Origin of the sequence: Nocardioides sp. zg-1228, assembly GCF_017086465.1 — a bacterium.
In the GTDB taxonomy this organism is placed as follows: Bacteria; Actinomycetota; Actinomycetes; order Propionibacteriales; family Nocardioidaceae; genus Nocardioides.
In genome coordinates this window covers 575126-592735 of the sequence record NZ_CP070961.1, presented here as the reverse complement: position 1 = coordinate 592735, position 17610 = coordinate 575126, and the positions used below count along the sequence as shown (strand labels likewise).

The following is a 17610-nucleotide window of genomic DNA, read 5'->3' as shown; positions in this document are numbered from 1 at the left end:
TCAGTCCCAATCCAGTCCGCCGCGGCGCCACACGTAGGCGTAGGCCACGAACACAGTGCCGATGAAGAGGACCATCTCGACGAGGCCGAAGAGGGCCATCTGGTCGAAGTGGACGGCCCACGGGTAGAGGAAGATGATCTCGATGTCGAAGACGATGAAGAGCATCGCGGTGATGAAGTACTTGACCGGGATCCTGCCGCCACCCACGGGCTGCGGCGTCGGTTCGATGCCGCACTCGTAGGAGTCGAGCTTGGCCCGGTTGTATCGCTTGGGACCCACGACGGCGCTCATGATCACGGAGAAGACCGCGAAGCCCGCCGCGATGAGTGCCAGCGCCAGGATCGGCGTGTAGAGCTCCATCGCTTCCCTTCCGGTGGACCAGCACCACGCCCATCTGGGGCACGTGACCTTGTGAACGGCTTCACGAGTGGCGCGCCCCACAGTCTAGGACTCGTGCGCCGGATGCGTCACCCCGGGGTCGCACCTCCGAACCCGCGCCTGACCTGCGGATTTAGGTGACGGGGCCGTGCCCTAATTCTCAGGCGGTTGCGCGGTGCAGCGCGACGATGCCACCGGTGAGGTTGCGCCACTCCGGACGCTGCCACCCGGCCTCGGCGAGCATCGCCGCGAGCCCCTCCTGGTCGGGCCAGGCGAGGATCGACTCGGCGAGGTAGACATAGGCGTCGGACGCGCTCGCGGTGAGCGCCGCGATGCGCGGCAGGGCCCGCATGAAGCCGTCGAGGTAGGCGGCCCGGAAGGCCGCGTTGGTCGGGGTGCTGAACTCGCACACCACGAGTCGCCCGCCGGGCCGGGTGACCCGCAGCATCTCCTTCAGTCCCGCGACCGGGTCGACGAAGTTGCGCAGGCCGTAGGAGATCGTCACCGCGTCGAAGGTGTCGTCCAGGAACGGCAGCCGCGTGCCGTCGCCGGCGACGAACGGGAGGGTGGGCCGGTCCTTCTTGCCCTGCTGCAGCATGCCGACGGAGAAGTCGCACGGCACCGCGGTGGCCCCGTGGGCCCCGAACGGCTCGCTCGAGCAGCCGGTGCCGGCCGCCAGGTCGAGCACCAGGTCGCCGCGCTGCGGCGCCACGGCCGCCACCATCGACCGGCGCCAGGACCGCTGGATCCCCGCCGTCATCAGGTCGTTGGTGAGGTCGTAGCGCTTGGCCACGGTGTCGAACATGCGACGTACGTCGGTCGGTTGCTTGTCCAGGTCAGCGCGGGCCACGCGGCGAGCGTAGGCGTCCCGGCCCCGGGAGGCGAGGTGGGGGTGTCGGGGCACCTCCCTATGATCGTGAGTGTCGATGATCGAGGGGGTCATCGGCTCCGGGGGAGGATCCACATGTCACGCCGTCGCTCGTTCGCGCTCGCCCTGGCGCTGCTGTGCGCGCTGAGCGGTCTCTCCGCCGTCGGCGCGTCCACCGCGGCGTCCGCGGCGGAGCCCGGCTCCACGTCCGCGTCCACCTCCTCGTCCACCTCCGCGTCCACCTCTCCGGCGCGCGCGTTCACCCCGATGCGGCTCGGTGACCGCGGGTGGCGCGTGCGCGTGCTGCAGAGCCGCCTGCACCAGCTCGACCTGCACTCCGAGGTCGTGACCAGCCGCTTCGACCGCGAGACGCGCGACGGGGTCGCGACCTTCCAGCGCCGCCGCGACTGGCGGGACGACGGGGTGGTCGACGAGCGCACCTGGCGCGCGATCGTGGCCCGCACGACCGAGCCGACCACCGAGGCGCTGCACAACGTCTACACGCCCGGGCCGCCGCTGCTCCAGCGCGGCGACACCGGCCTCCGGGTGCGCCAGGTGCAGGCCCGGCTCAAGCAGCTGCGCTGGTACGACGGCCCGGTGACCGGCCGCTACGGCCGCACCACCGTCGAGGCGGTCGAGGGGTTCCAGGCCAAGCGCCGGATCCCGGTGACCGGACAGGTCGACCGCCGCACCCTCTCCCGGCTGACCGCGATGACCCGGCCGCCGACGCGGGCCGAGCTCTTCAACATCGTGCCCACCGGCCCGGCCCTAGATCCGCGCTGCCTCTCGGGCCGCGCGATGTGCGTCGACAAGACGTCGCGGTCGCTGCGCTGGGTCGTCGACGGGGTGGTCCTCAAGAGCGTCGAGGTGCGCTTCGGCTCCGACGAGCTGCCCACGCGCGAGGGGGCGTTCGCGGTGTTCCGCAAGTCGCGCGACCACGTCTCCAGCCTCTACCACACCCCCATGCCGTTCGCGATGTTCTTCTCCGGCGGCCAGGCCGTCCACTACTCCCCCGACTTCGCGGCCAACGGCTACAACGGCGCCTCCCACGGGTGCGTCAACGTGCGCGACCGCGCCGCGGTGGCGTGGCTGTTCGACCATGTCCGGATCGGCGACAAGGTCATCGTCTACCGCTCCTGAGCCGGACCGCGGTCAGGGCCTGGGTCAGGGCCGGGGTCAGGGGCCGGGGGGCCCGGTCAGCGAGAACGCCGGGTCGATGGCCGCGCCCGCGCGGCCGCGCCGGGGCAGGGCCGTCGAGGCGGCCTCCACGGCGGGCGCCGCGGGCGCCGCGACCACGGCGGGCTCGCGCGACAGGTCGAGCCGGACCGAGGGGTGGTGCGCGACGCGACCGATCCGGAAGCCCGACGTCCGCGCCAGCGCGCTGACCGTCCGGTTGACCCGGGCGTCCATGACCAGCACGCGCAGCCGGCCGCCCCACCAGGGCGCGAGCGCGGACGCCTCCGCCGCGAGCCTCCTGTCCCGCGAGCCCAGGCGCGCCTCGGCCACCTGGGCGGACACGGCGTCGAGCACCTCGCGCGGCGTCGCGTGCCAGGGCGACCCGTCGACCGACGCGGCCTCCAGCAGGCCCTCCAGCGCCCGGGCGGTGACGTGGTCGAGCAGCAGGTGGGTCGGCGAGACGTGGGCGAGGGCGCCCTCGAGGTCGGCGGCCGACTCGACCCACGCGAGGGTGCACCCCGCCGTCAGGTGGGCGTCGCGCGCGACCGCGGTGAAGCGGTCGGTCGCCTCGCCGACGAGCAGCACGACGTCGGCGGCGGTCAGGTCCGAGAGCGCGCCGGAGGCCTCGGGCCGGAACAGCCAGGGCAGGCCCTTGTCCCGGGGCAGGCCGAGCACGGGTGCGGAGGAGCTGTCGGCGCGGGCGCCCGCCACCCACCCCAGCAGGTCGGGCTGGCGCTTGCGCCGCTCGAGCCCCATGGCGCGCAGCCGCTCCCACGAGGGTTCGTCGCACTCGAAGAGCTGGGCCCCGTCGAGCGTGGCGCGGCGCAGCAGGGCCAGCCGCCGCTCGTCGTCGACCACGACCAGACGGACCTGGACGCCGTCGAGGAGGTGGCGCACGCCCTCGGGGTCCAGGCGCTCGGGCAGGAGCAGCGGCACGGCCCCGGCCACGCGGGTGGCGAGCTCGATCTCGAGCTGGCGGATGCCCGTCGGCACGCGGATCACGACCACCTGGCCGGGGTCGACGCCGGCCTCGATCATGCCGGCGGCGCCGTCGATGGCCCGCCGGTAGAGCTCGTTCCAGGTCAGCGAGGTCCACGCGCCGTCTCGCAGCTCGGCGACGGCGACCTCCAGCGCGCGGTTGCGCGCGTGGCGCTCCAACCGTGCGAGAGGAGATTCGTGGGCAGGCACCTGCGGGCTCCTAGGTGAGACGGCTACCGGGGCAACGTAGGTGACCCACGCCTCTCCTGTTCGCCGTTTGGCCGATCTGTCGTCCTCGTCCTCCGTGCCGCGGCGTAGGCTCCCCCCTCGTGACGACCCCCGCGTCCGGCCCCGGACCTGCTGCGCCGCTCGTCGTGCGCACCGTCCCCGTGGACCTGGCCGACCTCCCCCTCCTCGACCTGCTGCCGCGCGACGAGCCGGTCAGCTGGCTGCGCCGCGGCGAGGGCCTGGTCGGTTGGGGCGTCGCCGCCCGCCTGGAGACCTCGGGGCCGACCCGCTTCAGCGACGCGGTCAAGTGGTGGGCCGAGACCGTGGCGCGCGCCGACGTCGACGACCGCGTCGCCGAGCCGGGCACCGGGCTGGTGTGCTTCGGCGCCTTCGCGTTCGCCGACGAGCCGGGCGACTCCGTGCTGGTGATCCCGCAGGTCGTCGTCGGCCGTCGCGGCGACCGCACCTGGCTCACCACCGTCTCCGTGGAGGCGCCCGACCTGGCCCCGGCACCCGCCCCCGAGCCGCCGGTCGGACTGGTGTTCTCCGACGGCGCCCGCAACGGCGAGGAGTGGATGTCGGTCGTGGCCGACGCGGTGCGGCGCATCACCGACGGCGACCTGGAGAAGGTTGTCCTGGCGCGCGACCTGATCGCCACCACCGACGAGCCGGTCGACGTCCGCTGGCCGCTCCACCGCCTCGCCGCGCAGTACGAGATGTGCTGGACCTTCCACGTCGACGGCCTGTTCGGCGCGACCCCCGAGATGCTGGTGCGGCGCGAGCGCGGCCTGGTGACCTCCCGGGTGCTGGCCGGCACGATCCGCCGCACCGGCGACGACGAGCGCGACCTCGCCCTGGCCGCCACCTTGGCCCGGTCGTCGAAGGACCTCGAGGAGCACGAGTACGCCGTGCGCTCGGTGGCCGACGCCCTCGAGCCGCACTGCTCGTCGATGAACGTGCCGGAGGCGCCGTTCGTGCTCCACCTGCCCAACGTGATGCACCTGGCCACCGACGTCAACGGCGTCGTCCACGACGCCGCCACGTCGCTCCAGCTCGCCGAGTCGCTGCACCCGTCGGCGGCCGTGGGCGGCACCCCGACCGCGGTGGCGACGCGCCTGATCACCGAGATCGAGGGGATGCCGCGCGACCGCTACGCCGGCCCGGTCGGCTGGATGGACGCCTCCGGCGACGGCGAGTGGGGCATCGCGCTGCGCTCGGCGATGGTGGTCGAGGGCGGCGTGCGGCTCTTCGCCGGCTGCGGCATCGTGGCGAGCTCCGACCCCGAGGCCGAGCTGGCCGAGTCGCAGGCGAAGTTCGTGCCGGTGCGCGACGCGCTCGGCGCCGGCTGAGCGCTCGGGACTGCTCCGGTCAGAGGTCCTGGCCCGGCTCGCGGCGCACGTAGGCCTGCGAGTCGGGCAGCAGGTTGCCCATGTGCGTGGCGACGAAGTCGAGGCCGATGTCGCTGTAGATGCGGTCGTGGATGGCCAGCGAGGTCGGCGCGCCGACCTCCCGCACGAAGTCGACGGCCTCGCTCAGCTTGAGCCACGGCGCGCTCACCGGGGCGAGCAGCACGTCGACGGCCCGGCCCGGCGGGGTGAGCGCGTCGCCCGGGTGGTAGACGCTCGACCCGCCGGACTCCAGGACGTAGCCGGAGTTGTCGAAGCGGTCGTAGTCGGGGTGGATGACCGCGTGCTTCTCGCCCACGACCTCCACCGCCGTGCCGGCGACCTCGAGGCGGTCGCCGGGCCGCACGACCGTCACCCGCTCGGCGACCTCGGGCGCCTGCTCGCGCAGCGCCCGCTCCACGGCGGCGATCGTCCAGACGGGCACGTCGATCCCGCGGAGGTGGTCGGGGTGCACGTGGTCGGCGTGCTCGTGGGTGATCAGCACGGCGTCCGCGCCCACGAGCGCCTCCGGGTCGGTGAACACCCCCGGATCGATGACAACGACGCCGCCGTCGCCCTGCACCCGCACGCAGGCGTGACCGAACTTCGTGATCCTCATGGGCCGACCCTACGTCCGCGGACGGCACGGCGAATCGCCGTACTGACTGGTCACGAGGTTAGGGTGGGGCAGCCTCCGACGGGTGGAGTGCCCTGGGGGAAACACCGAATCGCACCCGACACGAAGAGAGTCCTACATGTCTGCACGCCGCGTGCTCGCAGGCAGCGCTGTCGCGCTGCTCCTGCCCGCGTCCCTGCTCCTCACGGTCGAGACCGGCTCGGCCACCGACTCCGCGGCGAGGCCCGCGTCGACGTCGGTGACCGCCAAGGCCGGCCAGAAGATCTCGCTGGAGGTGCTCCCACAGATCGTCCAGCAGGGCAAGCGCACCGCCAGCGCCGACCAGGCCAAGGCCGCCGTCACCGCCACGATCAAGCCGGTCAAGGTCGGCCGCAAGGTCGTCCTCGAGCGGCTCGACGGGACCTCGTGGAAGAAGGTCGGCACCGCCAAGCAGGAGAAGTCGGGCGACGCCAACTTCACCGCCGCGGTGTCCAGCGGCGGCGCCGCCGTGACCTACCGCGCCACGGCCCAGAAGTTCAAGGGCCTCAAGAAGGTCACCAGCGGCACCGCCGACACCGCTCAGTGGCTGACCCCCACGTTCACCGACGAGTTCTCGGGCAGCTCGCTCGGCCCGGCGTGGAGCATGCGCGGCCAGGACTACGAGCCGGACAGCAAGCGCAAGTGCTCCAAGGGCGACCCGAAGGCCGTCAAGGTCTCCGGTGGCACCGTGCGCCTGAGCGTCATCAAGGACACGTCCACGAAGACGAAGTGCAAGGCCACCTCGCGCAAGCTCAAGAAGAAGATCTCCTACCGCCTCAACGGCCACATCGGCACCGAGGGCATGTTCGACTACAAGTACGGCGTCGCCGCCGCGCGCATCAAGATGCACAAGTCGCAGGGCCAGCACTCCAGCTTCTGGTCGCAGCCCGTCGGTGGCAACGGCCCCGGCAGCGACGGCCACGAGATCGACATCATCGAGTACTTCGGTGACAAGCACCCGCAGGGTGGCCTCACGAGCTTCATCCACTGGTACAAGGGCAAGCGCCTGATCAAGACCGGCTCGTGGATCAAGGACTCGAAGTCGTTCCTGAAGAACAAGGGCGACGGCTGGTCGAAGAACTACCACGTCTTCTCGGTCCAGTGGACGCCGAAGACGATCATCTTCCGCATCGACGGCAAGGAGACCTGGCGCACGTCGGCCCGCGTCTCCAAGACGCAGCAGTACCTCATCCTGAGCCTGCTCGCCTCCGACTACGAGGCGCTGGAGATGAGCGACAAGAAGCTGCCGCAGCACATGTACGTCGACTGGGTCCGCGTGTGGGAGACCCCGCAGGCCTGATCGACTGCTCGACGTCGCACCACCGGATCCGCGCGTTGGCCCCTCAGGGGGCCAGCGCGCGGATTCTTGTGTCGAGGTCGGCGCGGTTGTCGCGGCGCACCCGCGCCTCGACCACCTCGATCCCGCCGTTGGGCGAGGCGAGGGCCTGCTCGAGCTCGGGCAGCCCGGTGACCCGCAGGTGGGGCACCCGCGCCGCCGCGCAGAGGCTGGCGACGTCGACGCCGTGCGGGGTGCCGAAGAGGGTGTCGAAGCGGTCGGCGTGCTCGGGCGCACCCTGCTCGAGCGTGGCGAAGATCGAGCCGCCGTCGTCGTTGACCACCACGAGCGTGAGGTCGGGACGCTCCTCGCGCGGGCCCAGGAACAGGCCCGTGGTGTCGTGGAGGAAGGTCACGTCGCCCATCAGCGCGAGCGCGCGCGTCGACCGCGGTCGGCCCAGTGCGGCGCCGATCGCGGTGCTCACGGTGCCGTCGATGCCCGCCAGGCCGCGGTTGGCGATCACCTTGCGGCGCCCGCCTACCTCGTAGGGTGCGACCATCAGGTCGAGGTCGCGGATCGGGTTGGACGCCCCGACCACCAGCAGCCCGCCGGGCGGCAGCGCGCGGCTCACCGCGCCCGCCACCTCGTAGGGCGTGAGGTCGGGCTCGGCGGCCAGCAGCCGGTCGAGCCCGCGCGAGACCGACCGGTCCGCGAGGCGCCACTCCTCGAGCCAGGCCGCGTCGTCGGTGCCGGCCGCGCGCACGCCGTCGTGGGCGTCGACCTCGACGGCCACCGGGAACGGACGCGTGGCCCACATGCCGCGCGGGCGCACGGAGACCACCTCGACGTCCCCGCGGGCGAGCAGCCGCGACACCGGGCGCGACAGGGTGGGGTGGCCGAGGACGACCACGCGCTCGACCCGCCGACCGAGGTCGCCGCCGAGCAGGAGCCGGTAGGTGCGCACCACGGCGTCACCGGTGCGGCAGCCGCTGCTCGGCTCGGCGAGCAGCGGCCAGCCGGCGCTCTCGGCGAGCTGGCGCGCGGGCGGGCCGGCGTCGTCCCCGGCGACCACCACGGTGCGCGGGCCGAGGGCGAGCTCCAGGGGCCGGGGTGCCCGCGGGGCCGCGGTGGCGGCCCACGCCGGCACGTCGCCTCCGTCCCACCCGTCGTCGGGCAGCAGCGGGTCGTCGAGCTGGACGTTGAGGTGCACCGGGCGCCGGTGCTCGTGCGAGCGGACGAACGCGAGCAGGTCGTCGAGGTCGGCCGCCGCGACGTCGAGGGTCGGCGCGAACTCCCCGAAGATGCCCGCCTGGTCGGTCGTCTGGTTGGCGCCGGTGCCGCGCAGCCGGGCCGGGCGGTCGGCCGTCACCACGACGAGCGGGACGGCCGCGTGCGCGGCCTCGACGACTGCGGGCAGCAGGTTGGCGACCGCAGTGCCCGAGGTGCAGCACACCGCCGCCGGCCGGCCGCTGACCTTGGCGAGGCCGAGCGCGAGGAACGCCGCCGTGCGCTCGTCCATGCGCGTGTGCAGGCGCAGACCGCCGGCCTGCGCGGCGTCGTAGAGGGCGAAGGACAGCGGTGCGTTGCGCGACCCCGGGGCCAGCACGACCTCCGTCACCCGGGCCCCGCGCAGGGCGGTGACGACGTCGCGGGCCAGGCGGGTGGAGGGGTTCACGGGGTCCGATCCTGCCCTACCGCCGCGAGCCGCTCGCGCCAGTGGGCGACCCGGTCGGGCGCGGCGGCGAGCCGCACGAGCGCCGACTCGTCGACCTCGGGCCGCTCGACCCGCAGCATCCCGTCGACCGGGAGCAGCGGCTCGGTCGCCACGTCGTCGGTGAGCAGCTGCACCGTCGCGAGCCCACAGGCGTGGTGCAGCTCGGGGAGCGCGGCGGCCAGGGCGACCCCGGCCGCGATGCCGACGCTCGACTCGACGGCGCTGGACACCACGACGGGCAGGCCGATGTCCTCGGCGATCCGCAGGCAGGCGCGCACCCCACCGAGCGGCTGCACCTTGAGCACGGCGATGTCCGCCGCCTCGAGGTCGCGCACCCGGTAGGGGTCCTCCGCGCGGCGGATCGACTCGTCGGCGGCCACCGGCACGTCCACCCGGCGGCGCACCACGGCGAGGTCCTCGACCGCCATGACCGGCTGCTCGACGTACTCCAGGCCGCCGGCGGCGCGGTCGAGGGCGTCGATCGCGCGGACCGCCTCGTCGACGTCCCAGGCCCCGTTGGCGTCGACGCGCACCAGGCCGCCGGGCCCCAGCGCGTCGCGCACCGCCTCGACCCGTGCGAGGTCGTCGGCGAGGACCTGACCCCGCTCGGCGACCTTGACCTTCGCGGTGCGGCAGCCGCCGGCGGTGACGATCGCGTGGGCACGGTCGGGGTCGGTCGCGGGGACGGTCACGTTGACGGGCACGAGGGCGCGCAGCGGCTCCGGCCAGCCCTCGTCGGCCGCCTCGCGGGCGGCGACGAGCCACGGGCGCGAGGTGGGGTCGTCGTACTCCAGGAACGGCGACCACTCCCCCCACCCGGCCGGTCCGCGCAGCAGCACGCCCTCGCGCACGGTGATGCCGCGGAACCTCGTGCGCAGCGGGATCGAGAAGACGTAGGGCTCGTCCATCACAGGTCGTCCCGGAGCGCCTGGCGGTCGACCTTGCCGTTGGGCAGCAACGGCAGGCTCTCGACCCACCTGAACTCCCGCGGGGCCCACGACCGGGGGTGCACCAGGCTGACCCAGTCGCGCAGCTCGGCCTCGCGGACGTTGCCGACCACCACGGCGACCAGCCGCTGGCCCCACTCGGCGTCGGGGACGCCGATGACCTCGGCGTCCTCCACCAGCAGGTGCTCGCGCAGCCGCCGGGCGACCGCGGCGGCCGGGATCTTGACCCCGCCGCTGACCACGACGTCGTCGAGGCGGCCGATGATCTCGAGGCGGCCGTCGGCGTCGAGGCGCCCGGCGTCGGAGGTGAGGAACCAGCCGTCCACGACGCACTCGGCGGTCAGCTCCGGGTCGTCGTCGTAGTGGCTGAACAGGGTGGGGCCCGAGATCCGCACGCGTCCCTCGGCACCGATGGCCACCCCGACGCCGTCGAGGGGCACGCCGTCGTAGACGCAGCCGCCGGAGGTCTCCGAGGAGCCGTAGGTCGCGACGACGCGGACGCCCTGGTCCTCGGCCCGCCGGCGCACGTCGGGGTCGAGCCCGCCTCCGCCGACGAGGACGGCCTCACAGCGGGCGAGCGCGGCGACCTGCACGGGGTCGGCGACGATGCGGTGCAGCTGGGTGGGGACCAGTGAGGCGAAGGTGGGGACGCCGGCGGGGCCGGCCTCGATCGCCCGTGCGACGTCGAGGCCGTCGACGACCGCCGGCTCGTGGCCGGCGACGAGGGACCGGACGATCACCTGCACCCCGGCGACGTACGACGAGGGGAGCGCGAGCAGCCACCGCCCGGTCGCGCCGAGCCGCCGCGCGGACGCGTCCACGCTGGCCAGCACCGCGCGGCGCGGGATCACGACGCCCTTGGGCCGCCCCGTGGACCCGGACGTCTCGATGAGCAGCGGGGCCGGGGTGTCGGCCTCCAGCCACCGGGAGAGCTGCCTGATCGCGACCGAGGGCTCGCCGGAGGGACGCAGGAGACTCACACGCCGAACGCTAGTCGCTCGCCCGCGCCGAGCGCGACGGGCACCACGTCGTAGGGTCGCGCGCATGAGCGCGTACTGGATCACGACCTACACGGACGTCCACGACCCCGACAAGGTCGCGGCCTACGCCGTGCTCGCCGGCCCGGCGCTCGTCGCCGCGGGTGGGCGGTTCCTCGTGCGGGGGGTGCCCGAGGCGACCTTCGAGAACGGTCGGGCGACCCGGACCGTCGTCATCGAGTTCGACTCGGTCGAGGCCGCCGTCGCCGCGCACGACAGCGCGGCCTACCAGGAGGCGCTGCGGGCGCTCGACGGCGGCGCCGACCGCGACATGCGCGTGGTGCCCGGGGCCTGAGGGGCCGGCGGGGCCCACCCCGCGCCGCTCACTCCGGCCGGTCGAGCACCAGCCGCTGGCCGCCGTCGGCGAGCTCGCGGCACGCGTCGAGGTGTCCGGCGTGCGTCGCGGTCTCCACGAGCACGTGCAGCAGCACCTCGCGCATCGTCGAGTAGGGCGGGTCCTCGCCCTCGAACCACCACGCCAGCGGCGCGTCCAGCGGCCGCCGGGCGATCACCTCGGTCGCGAGCCGGCACTCCTCCTCGTAGGCGCCCAGCACGTCGTCGTCGCTCAGGTCGATCGGGAGCCGCCAGCCGTCGTAGCCCACGGGGAGGGCGACCTGCTCGCCGCCGACCGCCGCACGGAACCACAGCCGCTCGACGTCGTGGGTGAGGTGGTGCACCAGCCCCAGCGGCGTCCACCCCGACGGGAGGGTCGAGACGCGCCGGTCCTCGATCCGCATCGCCTCGACCTGCTGCCGGACGTGGCGGCGCTTGCTCTCCAGCCAGTCGAGCAGGTCGTCGCGGGTGGTGTCGTGCGGGTTCGTGTCCACGTGGTCAGCGTGCCATGGTGGGGGATGGACGCCTTCCGGCTGGTCGTCACCGTCGTCGTGATGGTGGGGGTGGTGGTCGCCATCCTCCTCTTCGAGCGGCGCCGCGCCGACCGCATCACCCGCGACACCGGGCGGATGGCGCAAGGCCGCCCTGAGGGCGAGGCCCCGGACCAGGACCGCCGGCCGGAGTAGGGCCATGTCGGACCTGCGGGGGATCCTCGGCTTGGCGCTGCTGCTGCTCATCGCGGTCGCGCTGTCCACGCACCGGCGCGGCATCTCGTGGCGCACCGTCGGTGTCGCGCTGGCCCTCCAGGTCGCCTTCGCGGCGCTGGTGCTGCGGTGGGGCCCGGGCAAGGACGCCCTCGAGTGGGTCTCCGACGGCGTGGCCACCCTCATCGGCTACGCCGGCGAGGGCACGACCTTCGTGTTCGGCCCCCTGCTGGAGGTGGGCGACGACGACCAGACGATCTTCGCCCTCCAGGTGCTCCCGGTGATCATCTTCCTGGGCGCGCTGATCGGCCTGCTCTACTACCTGAGGGTCGTGCAGTGGGCCACCTGGCTGCTGGGCGGCGCGCTCTCCAGGCTGCTCGGGATCAGCAAGGTCGAGTCGATGTACGGCGCGACGGTGATCTTCCTCGGCCAGTCCGAGGCGCCGCTGATGATCGCGCCCTACCTCCGCTCGCTGCGCCGCGGGCAGCTGTTCACCGTGATGACCGCGGGCTTCGCGGCCGCCGCCGGCTCGACGCTCGTGGGCTACTCGCTGCTGGGGGCTCCCCTGGAGTACCTGCTCGCCGCGACCGTGATGAACGCCCCCGCCTCGCTGCTGATGGCCAAGGTGATGTGGCCCGACAGCACGCCGGATGACGACGAGCTCGAGGGCGCGACCCCGGTCGACGCCGAGGAGGAGGTCGACGTGCGCGCGGTGCGCGACGAGGAGTCGACCAACGTCATCGACGCCATCGGGCACGGCACCCTGGCCGGGGCGCGGATCGCGGTCACCGTCGGCGCGCTGCTCATCGCGTTCGTCGCGCTGATCGCCCTGGCCGACGGGATCCTGGGCGCCGTCGGGTCCTGGGTCGGCATCGACGACCTCACCTTCGAGGGGATCCTCGGCTGGTGCCTGGCGCCGCTCGCCTGGCTGCTGGGCGTGCCCTGGTCGGAGGCGGGCCAGGCCGGCGGCTGGATCGGCGAGAAGACGGTGCTCAACGAGTTCGTCGCGTTCGCCAACTTCGGGCCCGAGATCGACAGCCTCTCCCCCGTCACCGTCGCCGTCGTGACGTTCGCGCTGGCCGGCTTCGCCAACGTCGCCTCGATCGCCATCCAGATCGGCACCCTCGGCTCCCTGCTTCCCGAGCGCCGCGGCGTGATCGCCCAGCTCGGGGTGCGGGCGCTGGTCGCCGGCGCGCTCGCCAACCTGGCCAACGCCGCGATCGCCGGCGTCGTGATCGCGATCTAGCCCCCGCACGAGGCGGGGCGTGACGCACGCGACCGAAAATCGCAGGACGGGCGTCGGTGCTGCGGGAGAGGATGGCCGGCGATGCTCACCGCACTGAAGAACTACGCCACTCCCCCCTCCACCCTCGCCGGACGGCTGTCGGTCCAGTCCCTCCTCTTCGCCTCCGGCGACGGCACGTTCCTCGCGGGATCGGCCGTGTTCTTCACCCTCGTGGTGGGGCTCTCCCTCGGCCAGGTGGGCATCGGCCTCACCATCGCCGCGATCGCGAGCTTCGTGGTGGCGGTGCCGATGGGCAAGCTCGTCGACCACTTCGGCCCCAAGCGGATGTGGACCTTGTCGGCCGCCTGCCAAGGTGCGCTCTTCCTGGCGTGGCCGTTCATCGACAGCTTCCCCGAGTACGTCGCGCTGGCCGTCGCGATGGAGGTCGCCGGCACCCTCGGCGGCACGGCGCACGGGGCGTACGTCATCGACATCCTCCCCCCGTCGGAGCGAGTGGAGTCGCGCGCCTACCTCTACTCCGCGCTCAACGTCGGCTTCAGCATCGGCGCGTTCCTCGGGGCGGGGGCGATCGCGTTCGGCACCGAGGCGCTGCGGTGGGCGCCGCTCCTGAGCGCGGTGCTGTTCCTGTGCAACAGCGCCGCCATCCCCCGGCTGCCCGACGCCACCCACGACGTCCGCAGCTCCGAGCCACGGGCCAAGCCGGAGGGCATCCCGGCGATCCGCAACCGCAGCTGGATCGCCGTCACCTTCTTCACCGGTGTCATGTGGACCAACCAGGTGCTGCTCCACACCGTCATCCCGGTGTGGCTGGTGACCGAGACCGACGCCCCCAAGGTGCTGGTGGCGGTGCTCTTCGGCACCAACACCGTGATGTGCATCGTGCTGCCGCGCCTGGCGTCGCGTGGCATCCGCGACGTCACGACCGCCCTGCGCGCCGTCCGCCTCTCCACGGTCTTCTTCGTCCTGACCTGCCTGGTCACCCTGGCCACCCACGAGACGACCGGGTGGCTCACCATCGCGCTGTTCTTCCTCGGTCACGTCGTCCTGACCTGGGCCGAGCTCTACCTCTCCGCATCGGGGTGGACGCTCGAGGCCGAGCTGATGGACCCCCGTCGCCGCGGTGACTACCAGGGCGTCTCGGAGCTCGGCGGCACCCTCGGACGGTTCTGGGCGCCCGCGGTCTACGGATTCCTCGCGATGGAGTGGGGGGCCTTCGGCTGGCTGACGATCGCGGTGATCGTCGTCGTCGCCGCCGCCGGGCTGCACGTGTCCGCGCACGCGGGCCGCCGCTTCCTCGAGCAGCACGTGCCCGCCGACGTGCTGGCCGACGCGCGCGCGGACGGGCCTGCGCCGGAGGACGCGGCCGCCGGCGGGCCGCCCACGATGCTCGAACCCGACGGGCCCCTGCCAGAATCCACCGGTGACCTCCTCCGCTGACTGGCTCGCCGGCGCCCGGCCGCGCACCCTCCCCGCGGCGGTCGCGCCCGTGCTCGCCGGCACCGGCGTCGCGGCGTACGTCGACCACGCCGTGTGGTGGAAGGCGCTGCTCGCCCTCGTGGTGAGCCTGGCGCTGCAGGTCGGGGTCAACTACGCCAACGACTACTCCGACGGCGTGCGCGGCACCGACGCCGACCGGGTCGGCCCGATGCGCCTCGTCGGCTCGGGGGCGGCGTCGCCGGGCGCGGTCAAGGCCGCCGCCTTCGCCGCCTTCGGCGTGGCCGCGGCCGCGGGCCTGGTGCTCGCCGCCACGACCGCGTGGTGGATCGTCGCGGTCGGGGTCGTGTGCGTCGTGGCCGCCTGGTTCTACACCGGCGGGGAGCGGCCCTACGGCTACCTCGGCCTCGGCGAGGTGATGGTGTTCGTCTTCTTCGGCCTGGTGGCGGTGGTCGGCACGACCTACGTGCAGACCCGGACGTGGGAGTGGGCGGCGTTCTACGCCGGGGTCGGCATCGGGGCGCTCGCGTGCGCCATCCTCGTCGCCAACAACCTCCGCGACATCCCCACCGACACGCTCGCCGACAAGCGCACGCTGGCGGTGCGCCTGGGCGACGAGCGCACCCGCTACGCCTACGCGTTCCTGGTGCTGGTCGCCGCCGCCGCGGTGGTGGCCGTCGCGGCCGCCACCACCTGGTGGGCGCTCCTCGGCCTGGCGTTCCTGGCCCGCGCGCTGCCCCCGACCCGGGCCGTGCTCGGCGGGGCCACCGGCGGCGGGCTCGTCCCGGTGCTGGCCGCGACCGGCGCCGCCGAGCTGCTCTGGTCGCTGCTGGTCGCCGGCCCGCTGCTGGTGCTCTCCTGACGCCGTAACCCGTTGGCGGGGCGCCGCCCGCGCTGACTAGCGTTGAGGCGTGGACTACGACTTCGCCATCCTCGACCTCTCCGACGACGCGGAGCCGGCCGTCGCACGGCTCCGTGGCTGGGTCGGCGCTGTGCTGCGCGGCTTCCGCGACCCCCGACCCGACGACGAGCTGGTCGAGCGGGGGATCGGGCACTACCGCACGGACCGGGTCACGGTCCGGGGCGCCTGGCTGCCCGACGCCGAGCTCGGCTCCGGCCCGATGCCCGTCGCGACCTACGCCAGCCTCGACAAGACCCTCAACGCCGGCCGCGAGCTGCTGCCGCTGCGGATGGTCACCGACGTCACCACCAGCCCGGCGCACCGTCGCCGCGGCCTGCTGCGGCGGATGATCGAGGCCGACCTCGCGGACGCGGTCGAGCAGCGGATCCCGGTCGCGGCGCTGACCGCGTCCGAGGCCACGATCTACGGCCGGTGGGGCTTCGGTCCGGCGACGTTCCAGCACGGCGTCGAGGTCGACACCTCGCCCGGCTTCGCCTTCCGGTCCTTCGTCGACCCCGGCCGCGTCGAGCTGCTCGAGCCGGCCGACGCCTGGCCCCACGTCGAGGCGGTCTTCACCGCCTTCCACGCCCGTCAGCGCGGGTCGGTGGAGTGGCCCACGCAGTACGAGGACATGCACTCCGGTGCCTACGACTTCAACGGCAGCGGCAGCAACCGCAGGATCCGCACCGCCGTGCACGTCGGCGACGACGGGCGCGTCGACGGCTTCGCCATCTACAAGCACGGCGAGAAGGACTCCGTGAACGTGGAGGAGATGGCCGCGCTCACCACCGAGGCGCAGCTCGGGCTGTGGTCGTTCCTGGCCGGCCTCGACCGGGTCAGGACGGTCTCCTTCGGCATGTTCCACCCCCAGGACCCGCTCATGTGGGCGCTGAGCGACCTCAACCGGGTGCGCACCACCGCGCTGCGGGAGTTCCTGTGGCTGCGCGTCCTCGACGTCCCCCGCGCGCTCGCGGCGCGGCCCTGGGCGGCGGACGGGACGGTCGTGCTCGAGGTCGACGACCCCCAGGGCCACGCGGCCGGCACCTTCGAGGTGACGTCGGCCGCCGGCGTCGCCACGGTCGTCCCCAGCGAGGGGGCCGGCGAGGTCCGGGTGACCGCGGAGACCCTGGGCTCGCTGTTCCTCGGCACGGTGCCGGTGCCCCAGCTCCGCCGCGCCGGGCGCGTCGAGGGCACCGACGAGGCCGTCCGACGCTTCGCCGCGATGACCGACCTCGACGAGCAGCCCTACAACCTCACGGGGTTCTGAGCTCCAGGTCGGCACCGAGGAGCGCGCCCAGCCGGGTCGCCTCGGCCGCCAGGCCGGGCGCCGGCGGCGCGTCCACCTCCAGCACGTCGCCGCGCACCCGCCACGTCCCGGCGACGGTGCCGGCGGCCACGACCGGGGCGGCTCCGCGGGTCATCGCCGGACGAAGGGCGGGCGGCACCACCCAGGTGTCGTCGGTGCCTGGTCCCATGACCCAGTCGTCCTTGCCGGGCAGCAGCACCACGGTCGGCTCCGGGCGCGCGGACGCGAGATCGTCGGCGTGCCCGGCGAGCAGCCACCGCCGCTCCCCCTCGACGTCGGCCTCGACGAGGTCGTCGCCCACCTGGTCCCACCACCGCTGGAGGCGCCGTCGGCCGGCGCTGAGGCCCCCGCCGAGCCAGTGCTCGACGTGCGCCGGCGTGGTGGGGCCGTAGGCGTCGACGTACTCCAGCACGGCCCGCGGGCCGGCCTCCTCGAGGTCGGGGACACCGGCCCACCCGGGCGCGGCCGCGGGGCTCTGGAGGTCGAGTGCGGACAGGTCCGGGCCGAGCACGACGTCACCCTGCCACGCGAAGGGCTTGAGGAACGTGTGGTTGGGCTCGGCGAACTCGCGCGCCAGGTGGGCGAAGCGAGCGGAACCGGCGAGCACGTCGGCGACCGCCTGCGGGGAGACGGGACCGTCGGCCACGACATCGCGGACGATCGCGCGCAGGTCGGGCCAGTCCTCGGGCGCGAGCCGGTAGTGCTCGACCCAGCTCCGCAGCGCCCACTGCCGCCCCGCCGAGCGGAGCGCGAGGTAGACGCCGGCGGTCTCGGGTGCCATCAGCTGCACCGACCCGCGGAAGGAGAAGGTCCGCACGAGCCGGCCGTCGGCCAGGGCCCGCTGCACCTCCCCCGGCGCCCCGGGGGCGGCCAGGCGCCGGCGCACGGACAGGTCGGGGTCGGCGCCGAAGACCGAGACCGCGGCCAGCGTCCGGACGACCTCAGTGGCGTCGGCGGCGCCGACGAGCAGGTGCTGACGGCGCAGGCGCCACGCGAGCGCTCGGCGCCGGTCCACCCGCAGCGGCGCCACGGCGGATCGGTCCT

General features: G+C 73.9%; 18 protein-coding genes. 9 read left to right on the top strand and 9 right to left on the bottom strand.

The genetic code is table 11. The features are described 5' to 3' along the window. On the bottom strand, positions 1-360 hold the full coding sequence (locus tag JX575_RS02845; RefSeq protein ID WP_186340169.1) for an NADH-quinone oxidoreductase subunit A: 360 nt from the start codon (positions 358-360) through the stop codon (positions 1-3). Positions 361-538: 178 nt separating this feature from the next. After that, positions 539-1228 carry a demethylmenaquinone methyltransferase gene (locus JX575_RS02840; protein WP_186340168.1) on the bottom strand — a complete coding sequence of 230 codons (690 nt, stop codon included), beginning with the start codon at positions 1226-1228 and terminating at the stop codon, positions 539-541. Between the two features lie 114 nt (positions 1229-1342). Here JX575_RS02840 and JX575_RS02835 point away from each other — a divergent pair, with 114 nt between their 5' ends. Further along, positions 1343-2386 carry a L,D-transpeptidase family protein gene (locus tag JX575_RS02835; protein WP_222129351.1) on the top strand — a complete coding sequence of 348 codons (1044 nt, stop codon included), beginning with the start codon at positions 1343-1345 and terminating at the stop codon, positions 2384-2386. 36 nt (positions 2387-2422) lie between these two features. Here the strand turns inward: JX575_RS02835 and JX575_RS02830 are convergent, their stop codons facing one another. Beyond that, complete coding sequence (locus JX575_RS02830; protein WP_186340167.1) at positions 2423-3610, bottom strand: AMP-binding protein; 1188 nt, start codon at positions 3608-3610, stop codon at positions 2423-2425. A gap of 119 nt (positions 3611-3729) precedes the next feature. Here JX575_RS02830 and JX575_RS02825 point away from each other — a divergent pair, with 119 nt between their 5' ends. After that, entirely contained in the window at positions 3730-4977 is a 1248-nt protein-coding gene (locus JX575_RS02825) for an isochorismate synthase (protein ID WP_186340166.1), read from the top strand. A gap of 19 nt (positions 4978-4996) precedes the next feature. Here JX575_RS02825 and JX575_RS02820 read toward each other — a convergent pair whose 3' ends face one another. Further along, the gene (locus JX575_RS02820) at positions 4997-5632 is read right to left on the bottom strand and encodes an MBL fold metallo-hydrolase (RefSeq protein ID WP_186340165.1); all 636 of its coding nucleotides are present in this window, start codon (positions 5630-5632) and stop codon (positions 4997-4999) included. A gap of 136 nt (positions 5633-5768) precedes the next feature. Here JX575_RS02820 and JX575_RS02815 point away from each other — a divergent pair, with 136 nt between their 5' ends. Then, a complete protein-coding gene (locus JX575_RS02815) occupies positions 5769-6968 on the top strand; it encodes a glycoside hydrolase family 16 protein (RefSeq protein ID WP_186340164.1) in 1200 nt (399 codons plus the stop codon). Positions 6969-7011: 43 nt separating this feature from the next. Here JX575_RS02815 and menD read toward each other — a convergent pair whose 3' ends face one another. The 3 genes from menD to JX575_RS02800 are packed head-to-tail and all read right to left on the bottom strand — an operon-like array spanning position 7012 to position 10585. Then, complete coding sequence (menD, locus tag JX575_RS02810) at positions 7012-8619, bottom strand: 2-succinyl-5-enolpyruvyl-6-hydroxy-3-cyclohexene-1-carboxylic-acid synthase (protein ID WP_186340163.1); 1608 nt, start codon at positions 8617-8619, stop codon at positions 7012-7014. Then, a complete protein-coding gene (locus JX575_RS02805) occupies positions 8616-9566 on the bottom strand; it encodes an o-succinylbenzoate synthase (protein ID WP_186340162.1) in 951 nt (316 codons plus the stop codon). The genes menD and JX575_RS02805 overlap by 4 nt, the downstream gene beginning before the upstream one ends. Next, a complete protein-coding gene (locus JX575_RS02800) occupies positions 9566-10585 on the bottom strand; it encodes an AMP-binding protein (protein ID WP_241005310.1) in 1020 nt (339 codons plus the stop codon). Before JX575_RS02800 ends, JX575_RS02805 begins: the two co-directional genes overlap by 1 nt. 64 nt (positions 10586-10649) lie before the next feature. On the opposite strand from JX575_RS02800, the gene JX575_RS02795 reads away from it, so the two are divergent. After that, positions 10650-10937 (top strand): DUF1330 domain-containing protein, encoded by a 288-nt coding sequence (locus tag JX575_RS02795; protein ID WP_186340160.1) that lies wholly within the window; start codon positions 10650-10652, stop codon positions 10935-10937. 28 nt (positions 10938-10965) lie between these two features. Here the strand turns inward: JX575_RS02795 and JX575_RS02790 are convergent, their stop codons facing one another. Continuing rightward, positions 10966-11469 carry a DUF664 domain-containing protein gene (locus JX575_RS02790; RefSeq protein WP_186340159.1) on the bottom strand — a complete coding sequence of 168 codons (504 nt, stop codon included), beginning with the start codon at positions 11467-11469 and terminating at the stop codon, positions 10966-10968. Between the two features lie 24 nt (positions 11470-11493). Here JX575_RS02790 and JX575_RS02785 point away from each other — a divergent pair, with 24 nt between their 5' ends. From JX575_RS02785 to JX575_RS02765, 5 genes are all read left to right on the top strand, one after another. After that, positions 11494-11661 (top strand): hypothetical protein, encoded by a 168-nt coding sequence (locus tag JX575_RS02785; protein ID WP_186340158.1) that lies wholly within the window; start codon positions 11494-11496, stop codon positions 11659-11661. Between the two features lie 4 nt (positions 11662-11665). Further along, entirely contained in the window at positions 11666-12925 is a 1260-nt protein-coding gene (locus JX575_RS02780; protein ID WP_186340157.1) for a nucleoside transporter C-terminal domain-containing protein, read from the top strand. Positions 12926-13006: 81 nt separating this feature from the next. Further along, positions 13007-14362: an MFS transporter gene (locus JX575_RS02775; RefSeq protein ID WP_186340156.1), complete on the top strand. Its 1356-nt coding sequence runs from the start codon at positions 13007-13009 to the stop codon at positions 14360-14362. Beyond that, positions 14346-15221 carry a 1,4-dihydroxy-2-naphthoate polyprenyltransferase gene (locus JX575_RS02770; protein ID WP_186340155.1) on the top strand — a complete coding sequence of 292 codons (876 nt, stop codon included), beginning with the start codon at positions 14346-14348 and terminating at the stop codon, positions 15219-15221. Before JX575_RS02775 ends, JX575_RS02770 begins: the two co-directional genes overlap by 17 nt. A gap of 49 nt (positions 15222-15270) precedes the next feature. Next, positions 15271-16527 carry a GNAT family N-acetyltransferase gene (locus JX575_RS02765; protein ID WP_186340154.1) on the top strand — a complete coding sequence of 419 codons (1257 nt, stop codon included), beginning with the start codon at positions 15271-15273 and terminating at the stop codon, positions 16525-16527. Here the strand turns inward: JX575_RS02765 and JX575_RS02760 are convergent. Then, positions 16514-17596 carry a crosslink repair DNA glycosylase YcaQ family protein gene (locus tag JX575_RS02760; protein WP_186340153.1) on the bottom strand — a complete coding sequence of 361 codons (1083 nt, stop codon included), beginning with the start codon at positions 17594-17596 and terminating at the stop codon, positions 16514-16516. The genes JX575_RS02765 and JX575_RS02760 overlap by 14 nt on opposite strands. Between the last annotated feature and the right edge of the window lie 14 nt (positions 17597-17610).

What these genes read in the sequence shown, in the direction of transcription:
- JX575_RS02820 (WP_186340165.1), bottom strand. Translation starts at nt 5,632, where the DNA reads ATGAGGATCACGAAGTTCGGTCACGCCTGCGTGCGGGTGCAGGGCGAC.
- JX575_RS02795 (WP_186340160.1), top strand. Translation starts at nt 10,650, where the DNA reads ATGAGCGCGTACTGGATCACGACCTACACGGACGTCCACGACCCCGAC.
- JX575_RS02815 (WP_186340164.1), top strand. Translation starts at nt 5,769, where the DNA reads ATGTCTGCACGCCGCGTGCTCGCAGGCAGCGCTGTCGCGCTGCTCCTG.
- JX575_RS02780 (WP_186340157.1), top strand. Translation starts at nt 11,666, where the DNA reads ATGTCGGACCTGCGGGGGATCCTCGGCTTGGCGCTGCTGCTGCTCATC.
- JX575_RS02785 (WP_186340158.1), top strand. Translation starts at nt 11,494, where the DNA reads ATGGACGCCTTCCGGCTGGTCGTCACCGTCGTCGTGATGGTGGGGGTG.
- JX575_RS02845 (WP_186340169.1), bottom strand. Translation starts at nt 360, where the DNA reads ATGGAGCTCTACACGCCGATCCTGGCGCTGGCACTCATCGCGGCGGGC.
- JX575_RS02775 (WP_186340156.1), top strand. Translation starts at nt 13,007, where the DNA reads ATGCTCACCGCACTGAAGAACTACGCCACTCCCCCCTCCACCCTCGCC.
- JX575_RS02835 (WP_222129351.1), top strand. Translation starts at nt 1,343, where the DNA reads ATGTCACGCCGTCGCTCGTTCGCGCTCGCCCTGGCGCTGCTGTGCGCG.
- JX575_RS02805 (WP_186340162.1), bottom strand. Translation starts at nt 9,566, where the DNA reads ATGGACGAGCCCTACGTCTTCTCGATCCCGCTGCGCACGAGGTTCCGC.